A 13,169-nucleotide genomic window follows, 5' to 3' on the forward strand; every position below is an offset into this window, starting at 1 on the left:
GTGGGGTCTTTCCGCTAGTATTTATATAGGTTTATAAGAGAAGAGCTGAAATAGATCAGCTTTGATTAAAGGAGAAGCATATGAGTACGACAATTGTAAACGAGCTACAGCCATTTATACAAGATGTATGGACAAAAGAAGGATTTAAGGAGTTAACGAGTGTTCAGACAAAAGCCGTTCCTTTTATCGTAGAAGGGAAAGATGTGATAGCGGAGTCACCAACAGGGACGGGAAAAACACTAGCGTATCTTCTACCGGTATTAAATAAAATTGATCCAGAGAAACGAACGATTCAAGCAGTCATTATGGCTTCCTCGCAGGAGCTTGTTATGCAAATCCTTTCTGAGATCCAAAAATGGAGTGAAGGAAGCGGAATTCGTTCTGCCTCTTTTATCGGAGGAGCAAACGTCAAGCGCCAGCTCGAAAAGCTAAAGAAACAGCCCCATATTATTGCGGGAACCCCTGGACGGATGATGGAACTGATTGCACAAAAGAAAATCAAAATGCATGAGGTAAAAACGATTGTACTGGACGAAGGTGACCAGCTTTTAACAAAGGAGCATCTACAGACAGTAAAGAATATTGTAAAATCCTCTCAGGCGGATCGCCAAGTGGTTCTATTTTCAGCGACTCTTCCGGAGCATTCTGTGACTTTAGCGAAGGAATTAACGAAGGATGCTGAGGTTATTAAAGTAACAAAAGATGAGACGATTGAGTCTGGTAGGGTTGACCATGTGTATTTTGCTGCGGAACAACGCGATAAAATTAAGCTGCTTGAAAAAATATCGCGCTTGGAAGAGGTAAGTGTCCTAGTATTCATTAAAGATATCGGAAACCTGAATGTAGTATCAGAAAAGCTTGCCTTTCAACATGTAAAAGCATCTGTTTTACATAGTGATTTAAACAAGGACAAACGTAAAAATGCTTTGAAGGATTTTCGAACAGGCAAGGTGAATATGCTGCTTGCTACGGATGTTGCAGCAAGAGGGTTAGACATAAAAGGCATCACACATGTGGTTCATTATGATTTCCCTAGAGATATTGAGCAATATGTACATCGATCAGGACGTACAGGAAGATTTGGTGCAGAAGGTACGGTTATTTCTTTAGTAAATGAACGTGAGGAAAGAGATTTAAAGAGATTTTCTAGAGAGTTAAAAAAGGGTGTTGTAAAAAAGGTGTTTTTTAAAGGTCAAATGGTGGATGCGGATTCAAGAAAGTAAGATGCAAGGAGTGGGAGGAATTCCCACTCCTTGTTGTATAATAAAGCTATATTTTAAAAAAAGGGGTTGGAGGAATGGAGAGTCCACGTTTACATAAAGCTTATGAAGAATGGCTTGAAGAAGCAACGATCGATCTAATTCAGGAAAAAATGGCTTCTGGTGAGTTGACTTCAAAAGATCATTCACCGGAACTGCTTATAGTGAACCAACTCTAATTAAGCTTGGTTTTGCGTTTGAGCAAGCCACCAAGCACAGAAAACCTCCAGTTTTCGAATAAGGTGTGGGCTTGCTTCTCATACTACTTATGTAAGTATCCTCTTTTTAAAAGGAGATGTTTTACATGGGAAGAACAAAGCTTGGAAATGCCAATGCACAGCGTAATAACAACAGAAAGCAACCACAAACGAGCTCAGAGCTTGTTGAGTTTACAACAACAGAAAAAAAGGACATTCACCGTAATCGTCCGACGAATCAATAACAAAAGAACTGGCCGAATTGCTTCGGCCAGTTTTTAATCCAATTCCACTTTTTTAAGTGGTTTATTCGCAGGACCTTCTACGACTTCCCCATCATAAGAAAAACGTGATCCGTGACAAGGGCAATCCCATGTACGATCTCCGTGATTCCATTCCACCTCACAGCCTAGATGAGTACAGGTTGTGTCTACCAGATGCAGGCAGCCCTCGTGATCGCGATAAGCACCGGCACGCTCGCCTTTCACCATCACCACTGCTCCTTCATCTACCTCCACCTCACCTGGTTCTTTCCCTACATACTCAAGCTTTCCTTTTACCAAATGCTTTGCAACGTCTGCGTTAATCTTAATGAATTTTTTGATATCCGGATCGGAATCGAATCGTTGAGGAGCATAGAAATCTCGGTACACATTCTCTTTCCCGAGTATCGTATCTGCTAGGACAAGTGCTGCCTGCGTCCCGTTCGTCATGCCCCATTTACGGTAGCCCGTAGCAATTTGAATATTGGAATTTTTCTCCGTAACCGGTCCAATATAAGGGATTTTATCTAATGTAATCAGATCCTGAGCAGACCAGCGGTACTTGTACTCTTTAATACCGAATACATCATGAGCAAACTCCTCTAGCGCCAAATAATGCTTCATGGTGTCCACCCCTTGTCCAGTTTTATGACCGTCACCACTAACAAGAACAAGCTGTTCTCCATTCTCTAGAGGGGTAGACCTTAACGAGCGAGTAGGTGAGTCGGCACTATAAAACATGCCACCAGGAAACTCTTTTTGCGTGGTTACCGCAACGATATAAGAGCGTTTCACTTCAAGGCGAGTAAAATAAAAACCATTTTTATCCACAAACGGGAAATGAGACGCTGCAATGACATGATCGCAGGATACTTTTTTCCCGTTTCTTAAAACCACCTGAGGCTGAGAGCCTTCCTCTACATCTGTAGCGGTTACATTTTCGTAAACAACTCCACCAGCTTCAATAAATTTACGTAAAAGTACATTCAAGTACTTGAGTGGATGGAACTGGGCCTGATCAGGCATGACAAGAGTAGACATGGATTTAATATTAAAAGGGAGGCTTTCTTCTGTTAACTCCCCACGAATGCCAAGCTTACGATAGGCATCCGCCTCTTCTTCCACCGTATAGGCTTTTTCCTCTGAAACGGCATAAATAATAGCCTCTTGGGTTGAAAAATCGCACTCGATGCTATGTTCTTTTACCATTTGATTGATAAACTCAAGAGCGTCAGCAGAGCCCTGATAATACATTTTCGCTCGTTCTTCGCCAAAATTTTGGAGCAATTCATTATATATTAATCCATGCTGAGCTGTTATTTTTGCCGTCGTATGACCGGTCGTTCCATTTAGAACCCTCCCAGCTTCAAGAATGGCAACTTTTAAGCCTTCCTTAGCTAATAGATATCCCGCTGTGATACCGGTAATTCCCGCTCCAACAATAGCCACATCCATATGGATATCCTCGATTAAAGAATTGTAAATCGGTAAATCCATGTCTCTCCAGTAAGGCTCTGGAAAGCGGGGCATTTCATAGTCCTTCATAGACATAGCCGTTCCTCCTCAAATCTTCTAGATGAACATAATTTTTCCAATTGAGATAGAAATATGTATCGAAGAAAGGACAATTTTCCAAGCGAACCATTTGGTTTTGCACATACTAAAAGAAACCGAACTTAAGGAGAGTCAGCCATGCCTGAATTACCAGAAATGGAGACATACCGGTATTTTTAAATTAAGTACGGGAGACAGCTTACTGCTGCACTTAATGCTTGGCGGGTGGATGTATATAGGAAGTGAAAATGACCAGCCAAACCGAACCAAACAGGTGATTCTTTCCTTTGGGGAAATGGAGTTGTATTTTATTGGGTTAAGGCTGGGCTATCTGCATCTTTTAACAGAAGGGGAGCTTGAAAAGGAGCTGTCTGATTTAGGTCCTGAACCGTTGAATGGCCATTTAACGTATAAAGCCTGGCTTGATTTAATCGGGGAAAAGAGAGGACGGCTTAAAATCACTCTTCTTGATCAGCAATTTATCGCAGGAATTGGGAATTGTTATTCGGATGAAATATGCTTTGGTGCCAGGCTCATGCCTACCAAACAAGCAGATACCTTAGATGAGGGAATGCAAAAGGATCTTTATGATGCGATTCAGTCCGTACTTCAGCGGGCACTAGGGTTTGGTGGCTATATGGACCAGCCTTTATATAAAGGCGATACCTTTACCGGGGGATATAATAATCATTGCTTTGTGTACGATCGTGAAGGGGAGTCGTGTGGGAGGTGTGGAGAAACGATTTGCTTTGAAGAGGTATCCTCAAGAAAATGTTTTTATTGTCCAGGTTGTCAAAGGGAATAAGAAAAGTGGCCCGGGAGAGATCCGAGCCACTGATTTCTATTCTTCTTTTGGAGCGGGATCAATTCGATGTGCATCCTCTGAATCAAGTGCGGCTCTTAGATAATAAATAAACACACCACCAACAATTCCTAAGCAAATAGCGAATCCAACGGTTGTTACCCACATCAAACCCATGGAAATCCCTCCTTTACACACTATATGAAGGGGATCATAAATCTTTTCCGGTTTGGAAACATTCTCCTTGATTTTTTTAGAGGAGGAAGATGAATTCTATAATTGTTAGGAGGTGGTAAATATGCTTAAAAAGCTATTCTTAGGAATTGCTCTATTATTGTCATTGGTGGTTATCCCGACAAACTCGTTCGCACAACAAGTGTATACGGTCCAACCGGGAGATAGCTTATGGAAAATTGCTGTTCGCTATCAAGTGGGATTGTCAGAGATCATCCAAGCAAACCCTCAGTTTAAAAATCCGGCATTAATCTATCCAGGACAAAAGGTTAACATTCCAGATTTTGATGCAACAAAGTCAATTGAAAATCAGGTGGTGCAATTGACGAATCAAGAACGTGCTAAGTATGGGTTAAAGCCTCTGGTAGCGGACTGGCAACTAGCACGAGTGGCACGTTACAAATCAGCTGACATGAGAGACCGAAACTATTTTTCTCACACCAGCCCTACATACGGATCGCCATTTGATATGATGAAAAACTTCGGAATCTCGTACCGTAGTGCAGGAGAAAACATTGCAGCCGGTCAGCGTACAGCGCAAGAGGTAGTGACAGCATGGATGAACAGCGAAGGTCACCGCAAAAACATCCTGAGCTCAGGCTACACGCATATTGGTGTTGGTTATGCCCAAGGCGGATCAAAGCAGCATTACTGGACACAAATGTTTATTTCGAAGTAGGGCAAGTCGGGGGAAACTCCGGCTTTTTTTATTTGGAAACCTCCTCACCATCCACAACTAAAATGACGAGTTTTCCTCTTACAACCCCACTCAAACCCGCGATTTACCACCAGTCCTATCACTCTCTAAGCCTCAAGTCGTATATGAAAATCAAGCTTAAGCTCGTTATGAGAAGTTCGAAATCTAGGTAAGATGATATCAAGAAGGGAGGCAACAACAAATGAAAAAATTCGGGTTGCTTTTAATTGGAGGCATTGCAGCGTTAGTTTTATTAGCAAATCTTGGTCCACTGGTAGGGTTAGTGGTCAGCGTGGCGATTCTGTACTTTGTGTTTAAGCAGTTTTTAAAGACAGATTCGACGGGGATGAAAATCGGGTTAGGTATCTTAGGATTCATTCTCCTGATGGCATCGATCTCTAACGCACCGGCGATCGTAGGAATTGTCGCTGCATATATTCTTTATGTTGTTTATAAAAAATTTAACGAAACCAAAGTGAAAGAAACCGTTTCAAATGACCCTTTTCAAAACTTTGAAAATCAATGGTCTGAACTAAATAAAAACTAATTTTAAAAAGAGGAGAGATATTTATGTCAAACTTATTTACTCGATTAAAAAACACGATTGTAGCGGATTTAAATGAAGCACTAGAAAAAAAGGAAAATAAAAATCCGATTGCCATGCTGAACCAGTATTTACGTGAATGTGAAGTGGAAACAGAAAAAGTAAGAAAGCTAGTTGAAAGACAATATACGTTGCGTGATGGGTTTACTCGTGAGTTGAAGCAAGCGCAGGAACTGGCTGAAAAAAGAAAATACCAAGCAGAAGTAGCACAACATGCAGGTGAAACGGAGCTTTACACATTTGCAAGTGCAGAGCAACTTCAATACGAAGAGAGAGCCGCACGATTAAGCGAATCCCTTCGATACACAGAAAATCAATTGCAAGAGCTAGAGCAAAAATACGAGGAAATGAAGCATAAGTTGAAGGATATGCATATTCGCCGCATGGAACTAATGGGGAGAGAAAATCTATCTCGTGCGCATTATCAAATGAATAAAGTGCTAGACAGTGACAACCTCTCGAACCAATCCGTTTCGCGCTTTCAAGAAATTGAGTCATACCTTGATCGAATGGAAGAGAAAGTAAATACTTCCTATTACAGAAACACCATCGATGCCCGCATCGACAAACTAGAAAAAGAAATGAAAAAAGAAGAAGCTACTACTTTATAAAAAAAACTGGTATTGTAAAAGGTGGAGATTAGAAGGCGTAGTACATACGCCTTCTATAGGTCTATATATGACAGGAGAGGAGGAATCACACATGGTAGGAAAAAAGAAGAGTGATCTTCTCAGCTGGGCCGTGATGTTTGGAATTGTATTGTTATTACTTGAAGTCACTTTCTTTAATCGTGGACTGATCTTCTCCCTCCTTGTTGCATCAGGAATGATCTATATTGGGAGGAAGCGCCAGCCAAGAACATCAGGCAAGTTCTTATTTTGGGCAGGAACGATCTTCTTTATTTTAAGTGTATTTAATATGATGACTATTAAAGTCTTTTTGTTTGGGATATTGGGATATTTAATTTTTCAATTTGCCAAGTCCAAGCGTTCCCCAGAAAAAATACAGCCTGAGGTAGTCGAAGCACAATCGAGTCCTCCACAAACAGAAACGATCGTAAAGAAAACGCCCTTATTTGATAATACTTTTTTCGGTGAACAAAGAACGAAAGACCATGTATATGAGTGGAATGATATTAATATACAAACGGGAATCGGTGACACGATCATCGACCTAAGCTATACCGTTTTACCAAAAGGTGAGACGATTATATTTGTACGAGGATTAGTCGGGAATATTCAGATTCAAGTTCCATACGATGTTGAGGTTTGTGTGAATCACAGTGTTCTTGCTGGCTCTAGTAATATATTGAATGTAACAGGAGATAAGCTATTTAATCAGCGACTGCATGTGCAAACGAGCGAGTATGAGAAAGCGGATCAGAAGGTGAAGATATTCACTTCAATGCTGGTGGGTGACCTCGAGGTGAAGCGAGTATGAGTATCGTACAACGCCAAATTGTGTGGGGCATTACGCTCTCTCTACTAGTCTTTATCTTTTTATCGGTTTCTTTTTTCATGGCTTTTCCAGTCTACAATTGGTCAGAGTTATGGGAACGTGATTTAATGGATATCCCATTTATCTTTTTCCTTCCAAGCGTAAGTATTGCGATTGGAATTTTGTTTGGTTTGGGATCGGGGTTTTATTGGCGAAAACAGATGCAAACGATTGATGATCTTCTTCACGAAGTGGAGGAAGGGCGCGAAAGTCAGATGGAGAATGGGATTTCCTATGAACCGATTGTCCACAGAGTTCGGAAAATCCAGAAGCAAATTGCTGACCAGGCGAAAGCGTCACAGAAGCTTGCGAATGAGAAGGCAGAGGATCAAGAAAATCGGATTCAAGAAATTATTTCTCAAGAGCGCAATCGCTTAGCTAGAGAGCTCCATGACTCCGTAAGTCAACAGCTCTTTGCCGCTTCGATGATGATGTCGGCTATCAATGAGACCAAGCAGGTGGAAAGTGAAGACCGAGAAGCAAAGCAAATGAAGATGGTTGAAGAAATGATTCATCAGTCTCAATTGGAAATGAGAGCGCTTCTTCTCCATTTACGTCCAGTGCCGTTAAAAGGAAAAACACTTCAAGAAGGAATCGAAGAGCTATTAGTCGAACTATCACAAAAAGTAACGATGGAAATAGGATGGAAGGTAGAGGAGTTTCCTCTGGATAAAGGAGTGGAGGATCACCTCTTTCGAATCCTTCAGGAATCTGTTTCGAACATTCTTCGTCATTCAAAGGCGAAGGAGCTGGAGGTTTTGCTCATCCAACGAGACAATTTTATCATTATGAGGGTAGTGGATGATGGAGTTGGCTTTGATGTGGAAGAATCAAAAGCTGGTTCGTATGGACTTCAAAATATGTATGAACGTGCCGTTGAAATTGGTGGAACGTGTAAAATTATTAGTGTAAAAGATAAAGGTACCCGTCTAGAAGTGAAGGTCCCGTTGATGAGGAAGGGTGAGAGCAATGATTAGAGTCGTGTTTGTGGATGACCATGAGATGGTGAGAATTGGAGTTTCTTCGTATTTATCGGCACAGCCAGATATTGAGGTTGTAGGTGAAGCGGATAACGGAAAAGCAGCGATACCAATGGTACTAGAATTAAGGCCAGATATCGTATTAATGGATTTAGTGATGAAGGAAATGGATGGCATTGAAGCAACACGTCAAATCATTGCAGAATGGCCCGAGGCAAAAATCATCATTGTGACAAGCTTTTTAGACGATGAAAAAGTATACCCAGCACTTGAGGCGGGGGCAACGAGTTATATGTTAAAAACCTCAAAGGCTAGTGAAATAGCTAATGCGGTACGTGCCACCTATCATGGGCAGTCGGTTCTTGAACCTGAGGTGACAGGCAAAATGATGATGAAAATGCGTCAAAAAAATGATGTAGCACCGCATGAGGAGCTTACCTCACGAGAAATGGAAATCCTCTTGTTGATGGCTGAGGGAAAAAGCAATCAAGAAATTGCGGATGACTTGTTTATTGCTCTAAAGACGGTAAAAACGCATGTGAGTAATGTGTTAAGCAAGCTTCAAGTACAAGATCGAACTCAAGCCGTGATTTACGCATTCAAACATGAGCTAGTAAAGTAAATATTTACATATATTTCTTGCTTTTCAGCTCAGGAATGAATATGATGAAGATAACTGAACTGAAACGGAGGTGGAAAGAGATGAAAAATACTGTTTTGATGCGCGGATTCTGGATGGACTATACGTATATCGTCCGTGCAATTTTTGCTGGTTTTGCAAACAACGGGAGAAGTCTGCCCTTTTTTAGCAATTCCATAGCAAACTAAACAGTGAAACATCTCTTTTCCACAAATAATGAATGGATGAAAGAGGGCTTTCCGCGCTCTTTTTTCGTACACATTTTTCGTGCCATGGGATTTTTCCCATGGTTTTTTTGTATATAAAAAACTCCGGAGGTTCGTTAAATAATGATTACTTTAAGCGTAAATTCCATTAGCCAAAATGTTTGGTGGGAACACCATTTTTGAAAATTTATCACTTGAAATACATGAAGGAGATCGTGTCGGACTCGTTGGTCGAAACGGGAGTGGAAAAACGACTCTTTTTAAGTTATTAGCTGGAGAAGACATACCAGATAGTGGCCAAATTCATTGGAGAAAAGGGACGACAATTGGATACTTAGAGCAAATTCCTGTTTTCCAAAGTGAAATAACGGCCTTAGATGTGTTAAAAACGGCATTCGCCTCATTGGTAGAGATGGAGACGCAAATGAAAGAGCTTGAGGTGAAGATGGCGAGTCCGAATCTTTCTGCAGAGGAGCTTGAAAGATGCATAGAAAAATACGGACAGTTACAGGATCAATATACACTTTTAGGCGGATACGAAATGGATGCTAATATCGATCGCATCTCAAATGGCCTTTCTATTCAATACCTCTTAGATTAATCGTTTCAGTCACTAAGTGGAGGGGAGAAAACAAAGATTGGCTTAGCGCAACTTCTGTTAAAGCAACCGGATCTTTTATTACTCGATGAACCAACGAATCATTTAGATTTGATGTCAGTCGAGTGGCTGGGACAGTTTTTAAAAGAGTATAAAGGTACGGTTGTTATAGTGTCTCATGACCGATACTTTCTCGATGATGTGGTGACCAAAATGCTTGATTTAGAGGATGGGGAGATTACTTCGTATATAGGGAATTACTCGGTCTTTGTGAAGGAGAAGGAGGAGCGCCTCTTAAAGGAATTTCAAGCATACGAAGAACAGCAAAAAAAGATTAAAAAAATGAAAGAAGCCATTAAAAGACTACGTGAGTGGGCCAATCGTGCCAATCCGCCGAATGAAGGGCTTCATAAGCGTGCGCGTAATATGGAAAGAGCGCTCGAGAGAATGGAGAAGCTGGATCGGCCTATTCTGAATCGCAAAAAGATGAATTTGGAGATGGAGGTAGCCGACCGAAGTGGCAAGGATGTGGTGGTCATAAAGGGGGTAAATAAATCCTTTGGGCAGCATTTGCTATTTCAGGATGTGCATCTCCACATTCAATTCCGTGAAAGGGTGGCCATGGTTGGTGAAAATGGGACGGGAAAATCCACGCTTATTAAAATGCTTCTCGGGCAAGAGCAGGCGGATAGCGGAGAAGTAAAGATTGGAAGTAATGTGAAAGTCGGGTATCTTTCACAGCATATTTTTCCTAATAAAAAGGACGAAACGGTGATCGAACTATTTCGAGATGAAATAAAGGTAACAGAAGGAGAAGCCAGACATATTCTTGCCCGCTTTCTATTTTATGGTCACAGCGTGTTTCGCAAGGTATCTCAGCTAAGCGGTGGGGAAAAAATGCGACTTCGTCTGGCACAGATGATGTATCAGGATTTGAATTTTCTCATCCTTGATGAGCCGACCAATCACTTAGATATTGAATCCCGTGAAGTTTTGGAAGAAGCGCTAGAAGAATTTAATGGAACGATTCTGGCTGTATCGCATGATCGTTACTTTTTAGATAAGCTTTTTGATCGGATTTATTGGATTAAAGACAAAAGACTGCATCAGTTCGCAGGAGGTTATCTATGGGCGAGACAGAAACTGTTAGACATGCAGCCTCCAAAAATGGAAACACCACAAGCCTCCCTTAAAAAAACGAGGGTGACAGAAACTGTTAAAAAGGCAAGTACGGTGACGATAGATGAAATCGAGAGCAGGATAGAAAAAATCGAAGCTCATTTAAAAGAATTAAACGAAAAGCTTCAGTTGGAAGAGGAGCTCTCTATGATTCAAGAGCTTTACAGTGAAAAAGAAACTCTTGAGAGCCATGTGGAAGAACTTTATTCCCAGCTAGAGGAGTTAGCATAGGAAGGTATTACGATTTCGAGTGAATAAGTATAAATTGACATATAAAATAGCGTGAGTATTCACGCTACTTTTCTTTTAAACAAAGGATTTTAGTTTAATTGGCATTCGATACTATCGATTAGACTGTCATATTATCTGCAATTATACACTTGTAAGCATTTAACTATCGGATTCATACTACCAAAGGTAATTTCTTTCTATCCTGTCCGAATAACGCCAGCATTCGGACTCCTAAGTGCTAATACCAGTCAAGTCCTGTCCGAATAACACCAGCATTCGGACTCCCAAGCGCTAATACCACCAAGTCCTGGCCAAATACCACTAGCATTCGGACTCCCAAATGCTAATACCACCAAGTCCTGTCCGAATAACGCCAGTATTCGGACTCTCAAGTGCTAATACCACCAAATCCTGTCCGAATACCACTAGCATTCGGACTCCCAAATGCTAATACCACCAAGTCCTGTCCGAATAACGCCAGTATTCGGACTCTCAAGTGCTAATACCACCAAATCCTGTCCGAATACCCCCAGGATACGGACTCCCAAGTGCTAATACCACCAAATCCTGTCCGAATACCCTCATGATTCGGACTCCTAAGCGCTAATACCACCAAGTCTTGTCCGAATACCCCCAGGATACGGACTCCCAAGCACTAATATCACCAAGTTTTGTCCGAATACCCCAGGATTTGGACTCCTAAGTACGAAACCCCTCAACACCTGTCGAAATCCCTTTAATCCATACAGTTACCTGCTCTTTCTGACCCCAAATCCCGACCTCCGAAGTAATTAATGAAAATATTCTTAGAACTTGTCTCATATAGTGTATGGTGAACGCTATTAAATGTAAGGAGAGACAGCATGAGTGCATTTATGAAAGGAACATTATTGTTGGTTGTCGCCACCTTTATGGGTGAGTGTGTAGAGTTTATTGCGAATATGGTACTAGCTAAGGAGTTAGGGGAGCATGGGCTTGGCTTATATATGCAAATTTTGCCGACCATTTTCCTAATTATTATGCTAGCAAGCTTTGAGATGCCCGTTTCGATTTCTAAGTTTATTGCGGAAAAAGATGCCCGCTATCACCAAAGCATGCTTCAGCATGTGATTAAGCTAACAATTATTTTCACTTCCGTCCTACTTGCTGCTGTCACGATCATTCTCCCGTATATATCGACATTTGACACGTATCATCCGCTCTTGCGCTGGCTCGTTATCCTACTGATTCCGATGATTTCATTCTCTTCCATCGCTCGTGGGTATTTTATGGGAAAACAGCAAATGAGCAAGATTGCATCGACACAGCTGGTACGAAAGCTTGTGCAGCTTGGTTTGCTCGTCTTTCTCTTCCAATTGTTCGAATTCCAGACGGATACGGCCATTCTTATTGCCTTTTGTACATTTGTTGGGAGCGAGTTTGTCATCGTCCTCTATTTAATCCATACGTTTTTTATTCAGTATCATGAGCTAAAAAGAAGGCCGAGAGAGGCCCTCCCTAATCAAGAGGTAAGAAAGAGCTTGATGGCCGTATCCATTCCAACAACAGGACTTCGGATTTTTCACTCATTAACTCATGCGGTACAACCCTTTATTATAAAAATGGCTCTTGTACATGCAGGGGTGAGCGAGCAGGCAGCAACGGAACAATTTGGAATGCTCACTGGTGTAGCGATGACAATTGGGTTTTTCCCAGCTTTTATTGGTCATTCTTTGTTGATCATGCTGATACCGACTGTTTCTAAAGCGTATGCAATTGGAGACTTTAACCGGCTCCAACGACTGTTGCAGCAGGTGCTAAAAGGGACGGCATTGTACGGAATACCAGCTATGCTCGTCTGTTACTTTTTTGCTGAACCACTTACAAGTATGTTTTTTGAGTCGTCGGTCGCTTCCGGATATTTGCAAATCCTCTGGCCATACTTTTTGCTTCATTTCTTTGTCATCCCGATGCAGGCTTACTTGATTGGGCTCGGTCTGATGAAGGATGCGTTTTATCATACGGTATGGTCATCCATTATCCAGTTTACCATTATGTACGTGCTTGGCTCACTCCGCGACTTTCAGATGGAGGGGGTTCTAATTGGTCTGAACACAGGGGCTCTGTTGCTCACACTTATGCATTATATAACGATTTGTAAAAAGATCGGTATCTCTCATTTCTCTCTAAAAAAACTGGCGGAAGAAAATCATTAAAGGATATTGCCTTTCTTGCTAGAATAATGGAGT

Annotated in this window: 15 protein-coding genes and 1 pseudogene; 13 read left to right on the forward strand and 3 right to left on the reverse strand. The window is 41.4% G+C overall.

Annotated elements, in window-relative coordinates:
* Window positions 1-80 precede the first annotated feature (80 nt).
* The 3 genes from ACFFHF_RS20765 (at window position 81) to ypzF (ending at window position 1,701) form a co-directional block, all read left to right on the forward strand.
* Complete coding sequence (locus ACFFHF_RS20765) at window positions 81-1,223, forward strand: DEAD/DEAH box helicase (protein WP_340902345.1); 1,143 nt, start codon at window positions 81-83, stop codon at window positions 1,221-1,223.
* A gap of 74 nt (window positions 1,224-1,297) precedes the next feature.
* Entirely contained in the window at window positions 1,298-1,438 is a 141-nt protein-coding gene (locus ACFFHF_RS20770) for a hypothetical protein (RefSeq protein ID WP_340902348.1), read from the forward strand.
* 125 nt (window positions 1,439-1,563) lie between these two features.
* Complete coding sequence (gene ypzF / locus ACFFHF_RS20775) at window positions 1,564-1,701, forward strand: protein YpzF (protein ID WP_251522638.1); 138 nt, start codon at window positions 1,564-1,566, stop codon at window positions 1,699-1,701.
* 33 nt (window positions 1,702-1,734) lie between these two features.
* On the opposite strand, the gene ACFFHF_RS20780 is transcribed toward ypzF, so the two are convergent.
* Complete coding sequence (locus tag ACFFHF_RS20780; protein WP_377058974.1) at window positions 1,735-3,264, reverse strand: FAD-dependent oxidoreductase; 1,530 nt, start codon at window positions 3,262-3,264, stop codon at window positions 1,735-1,737.
* A gap of 238 nt (window positions 3,265-3,502) precedes the next feature.
* Between ACFFHF_RS20780 and ACFFHF_RS20785 the strand changes: the two genes are divergently transcribed.
* Window positions 3,503-4,078 (forward strand): Fpg/Nei family DNA glycosylase, encoded by a 576-nt coding sequence (locus ACFFHF_RS20785; protein WP_377058951.1) that lies wholly within the window; start codon window positions 3,503-3,505, stop codon window positions 4,076-4,078.
* 36 nt (window positions 4,079-4,114) lie between these two features.
* On the opposite strand, the gene ACFFHF_RS20790 is transcribed toward ACFFHF_RS20785, so the two are convergent.
* Window positions 4,115-4,252 carry a hypothetical protein gene (locus ACFFHF_RS20790; protein WP_377058952.1) on the reverse strand — a complete coding sequence of 46 codons (138 nt, stop codon included), beginning with the start codon at window positions 4,250-4,252 and terminating at the stop codon, window positions 4,115-4,117.
* A gap of 121 nt (window positions 4,253-4,373) precedes the next feature.
* Between ACFFHF_RS20790 and safA the strand changes: the two genes are divergently transcribed.
* The 8 genes and pseudogenes from safA (at window position 4,374) to abc-f (ending at window position 10,941) form a co-directional block, all read left to right on the forward strand.
* Window positions 4,374-4,988 (forward strand): SafA/ExsA family spore coat assembly protein, encoded by a 615-nt coding sequence (gene safA, locus ACFFHF_RS20795; protein WP_377058953.1) that lies wholly within the window; start codon window positions 4,374-4,376, stop codon window positions 4,986-4,988.
* 220 nt (window positions 4,989-5,208) lie between these two features.
* Complete coding sequence (locus ACFFHF_RS20800; RefSeq protein ID WP_160547240.1) at window positions 5,209-5,553, forward strand: lmo0954 family membrane protein; 345 nt, start codon at window positions 5,209-5,211, stop codon at window positions 5,551-5,553.
* 23 nt (window positions 5,554-5,576) lie between these two features.
* Window positions 5,577-6,221 carry a PspA/IM30 family protein gene (locus tag ACFFHF_RS20805; protein ID WP_377058954.1) on the forward strand — a complete coding sequence of 215 codons (645 nt, stop codon included), beginning with the start codon at window positions 5,577-5,579 and terminating at the stop codon, window positions 6,219-6,221.
* Window positions 6,222-6,312: 91 nt separating this feature from the next.
* Complete coding sequence (liaF, locus tag ACFFHF_RS20810; protein WP_160547238.1) at window positions 6,313-7,050, forward strand: cell wall-active antibiotics response protein LiaF; 738 nt, start codon at window positions 6,313-6,315, stop codon at window positions 7,048-7,050.
* A complete protein-coding gene (locus ACFFHF_RS20815) occupies window positions 7,047-8,084 on the forward strand; it encodes a sensor histidine kinase (RefSeq protein ID WP_377058955.1) in 1,038 nt (345 codons plus the stop codon). The genes liaF and ACFFHF_RS20815 overlap by 4 nt, the downstream gene beginning before the upstream one ends.
* On the forward strand, window positions 8,077-8,709 hold the full coding sequence (locus ACFFHF_RS20820; protein ID WP_160547236.1) for a response regulator transcription factor: 633 nt from the start codon (window positions 8,077-8,079) through the stop codon (window positions 8,707-8,709). The genes ACFFHF_RS20815 and ACFFHF_RS20820 overlap by 8 nt, the downstream gene beginning before the upstream one ends.
* 80 nt (window positions 8,710-8,789) lie before the next feature.
* Entirely contained in the window at window positions 8,790-8,915 is a 126-nt protein-coding gene (locus ACFFHF_RS20825) for an RAxF-45 family protein (protein WP_512700636.1), read from the forward strand.
* A 175-nt stretch (window positions 8,916-9,090) separates the two neighbouring features.
* Window positions 9,091-10,941, forward strand: a pseudogene (gene abc-f / locus ACFFHF_RS20830) (ribosomal protection-like ABC-F family protein).
* Window positions 10,942-11,262: 321 nt separating this feature from the next.
* Here the strand turns inward: abc-f and ACFFHF_RS20835 are convergent.
* Window positions 11,263-11,385, reverse strand: a complete 123-nt coding sequence (locus ACFFHF_RS20835; protein ID WP_340902366.1) for a hypothetical protein — start codon at window positions 11,383-11,385, stop codon at window positions 11,263-11,265.
* A gap of 419 nt (window positions 11,386-11,804) precedes the next feature.
* Between ACFFHF_RS20835 and ACFFHF_RS20840 the strand changes: the two genes are divergently transcribed.
* Window positions 11,805-13,136 (forward strand): oligosaccharide flippase family protein, encoded by a 1,332-nt coding sequence (locus ACFFHF_RS20840; protein ID WP_160547235.1) that lies wholly within the window; start codon window positions 11,805-11,807, stop codon window positions 13,134-13,136.
* Window positions 13,137-13,169 lie beyond the last annotated feature (33 nt).

Source organism: Robertmurraya beringensis (genome assembly GCF_042433785.1).
Taxonomy (GTDB): domain Bacteria; phylum Bacillota; class Bacilli; order Bacillales; family Cytobacillaceae; genus Robertmurraya_A; species Robertmurraya_A beringensis.

Excerpts from the sequence above, each read along its gene's own strand:
- liaF (WP_160547238.1), top strand. The coding sequence starts at position 6,313 with ATGGTAGGAAAAAAGAAGAGTGATCTTCTCAGCTGGGCCGTGATGTTT.
- ACFFHF_RS20815 (WP_377058955.1), top strand. The coding sequence starts at position 7,047 with ATGAGTATCGTACAACGCCAAATTGTGTGGGGCATTACGCTCTCTCTA.
- ACFFHF_RS20840 (WP_160547235.1), top strand. The coding sequence starts at position 11,805 with ATGAGTGCATTTATGAAAGGAACATTATTGTTGGTTGTCGCCACCTTT.
- ACFFHF_RS20825 (WP_512700636.1), top strand. The coding sequence starts at position 8,790 with ATGAAAAATACTGTTTTGATGCGCGGATTCTGGATGGACTATACGTAT.
- ACFFHF_RS20765 (WP_340902345.1), top strand. The coding sequence starts at position 81 with ATGAGTACGACAATTGTAAACGAGCTACAGCCATTTATACAAGATGTA.
- ypzF (WP_251522638.1), top strand. The coding sequence starts at position 1,564 with ATGGGAAGAACAAAGCTTGGAAATGCCAATGCACAGCGTAATAACAAC.
- ACFFHF_RS20785 (WP_377058951.1), top strand. The coding sequence starts at position 3,503 with ATGTATATAGGAAGTGAAAATGACCAGCCAAACCGAACCAAACAGGTG.
- ACFFHF_RS20820 (WP_160547236.1), top strand. The coding sequence starts at position 8,077 with ATGATTAGAGTCGTGTTTGTGGATGACCATGAGATGGTGAGAATTGGA.
- ACFFHF_RS20770 (WP_340902348.1), top strand. The coding sequence starts at position 1,298 with ATGGAGAGTCCACGTTTACATAAAGCTTATGAAGAATGGCTTGAAGAA.
- ACFFHF_RS20780 (WP_377058974.1), bottom strand. The coding sequence starts at position 3,264 with ATGAAGGACTATGAAATGCCCCGCTTTCCAGAGCCTTACTGGAGAGAC.
- safA (WP_377058953.1), top strand. The coding sequence starts at position 4,374 with ATGCTTAAAAAGCTATTCTTAGGAATTGCTCTATTATTGTCATTGGTG.
- ACFFHF_RS20805 (WP_377058954.1), top strand. The coding sequence starts at position 5,577 with ATGTCAAACTTATTTACTCGATTAAAAAACACGATTGTAGCGGATTTA.
- ACFFHF_RS20790 (WP_377058952.1), bottom strand. The coding sequence starts at position 4,252 with ATGGGTTTGATGTGGGTAACAACCGTTGGATTCGCTATTTGCTTAGGA.
- ACFFHF_RS20800 (WP_160547240.1), top strand. The coding sequence starts at position 5,209 with ATGAAAAAATTCGGGTTGCTTTTAATTGGAGGCATTGCAGCGTTAGTT.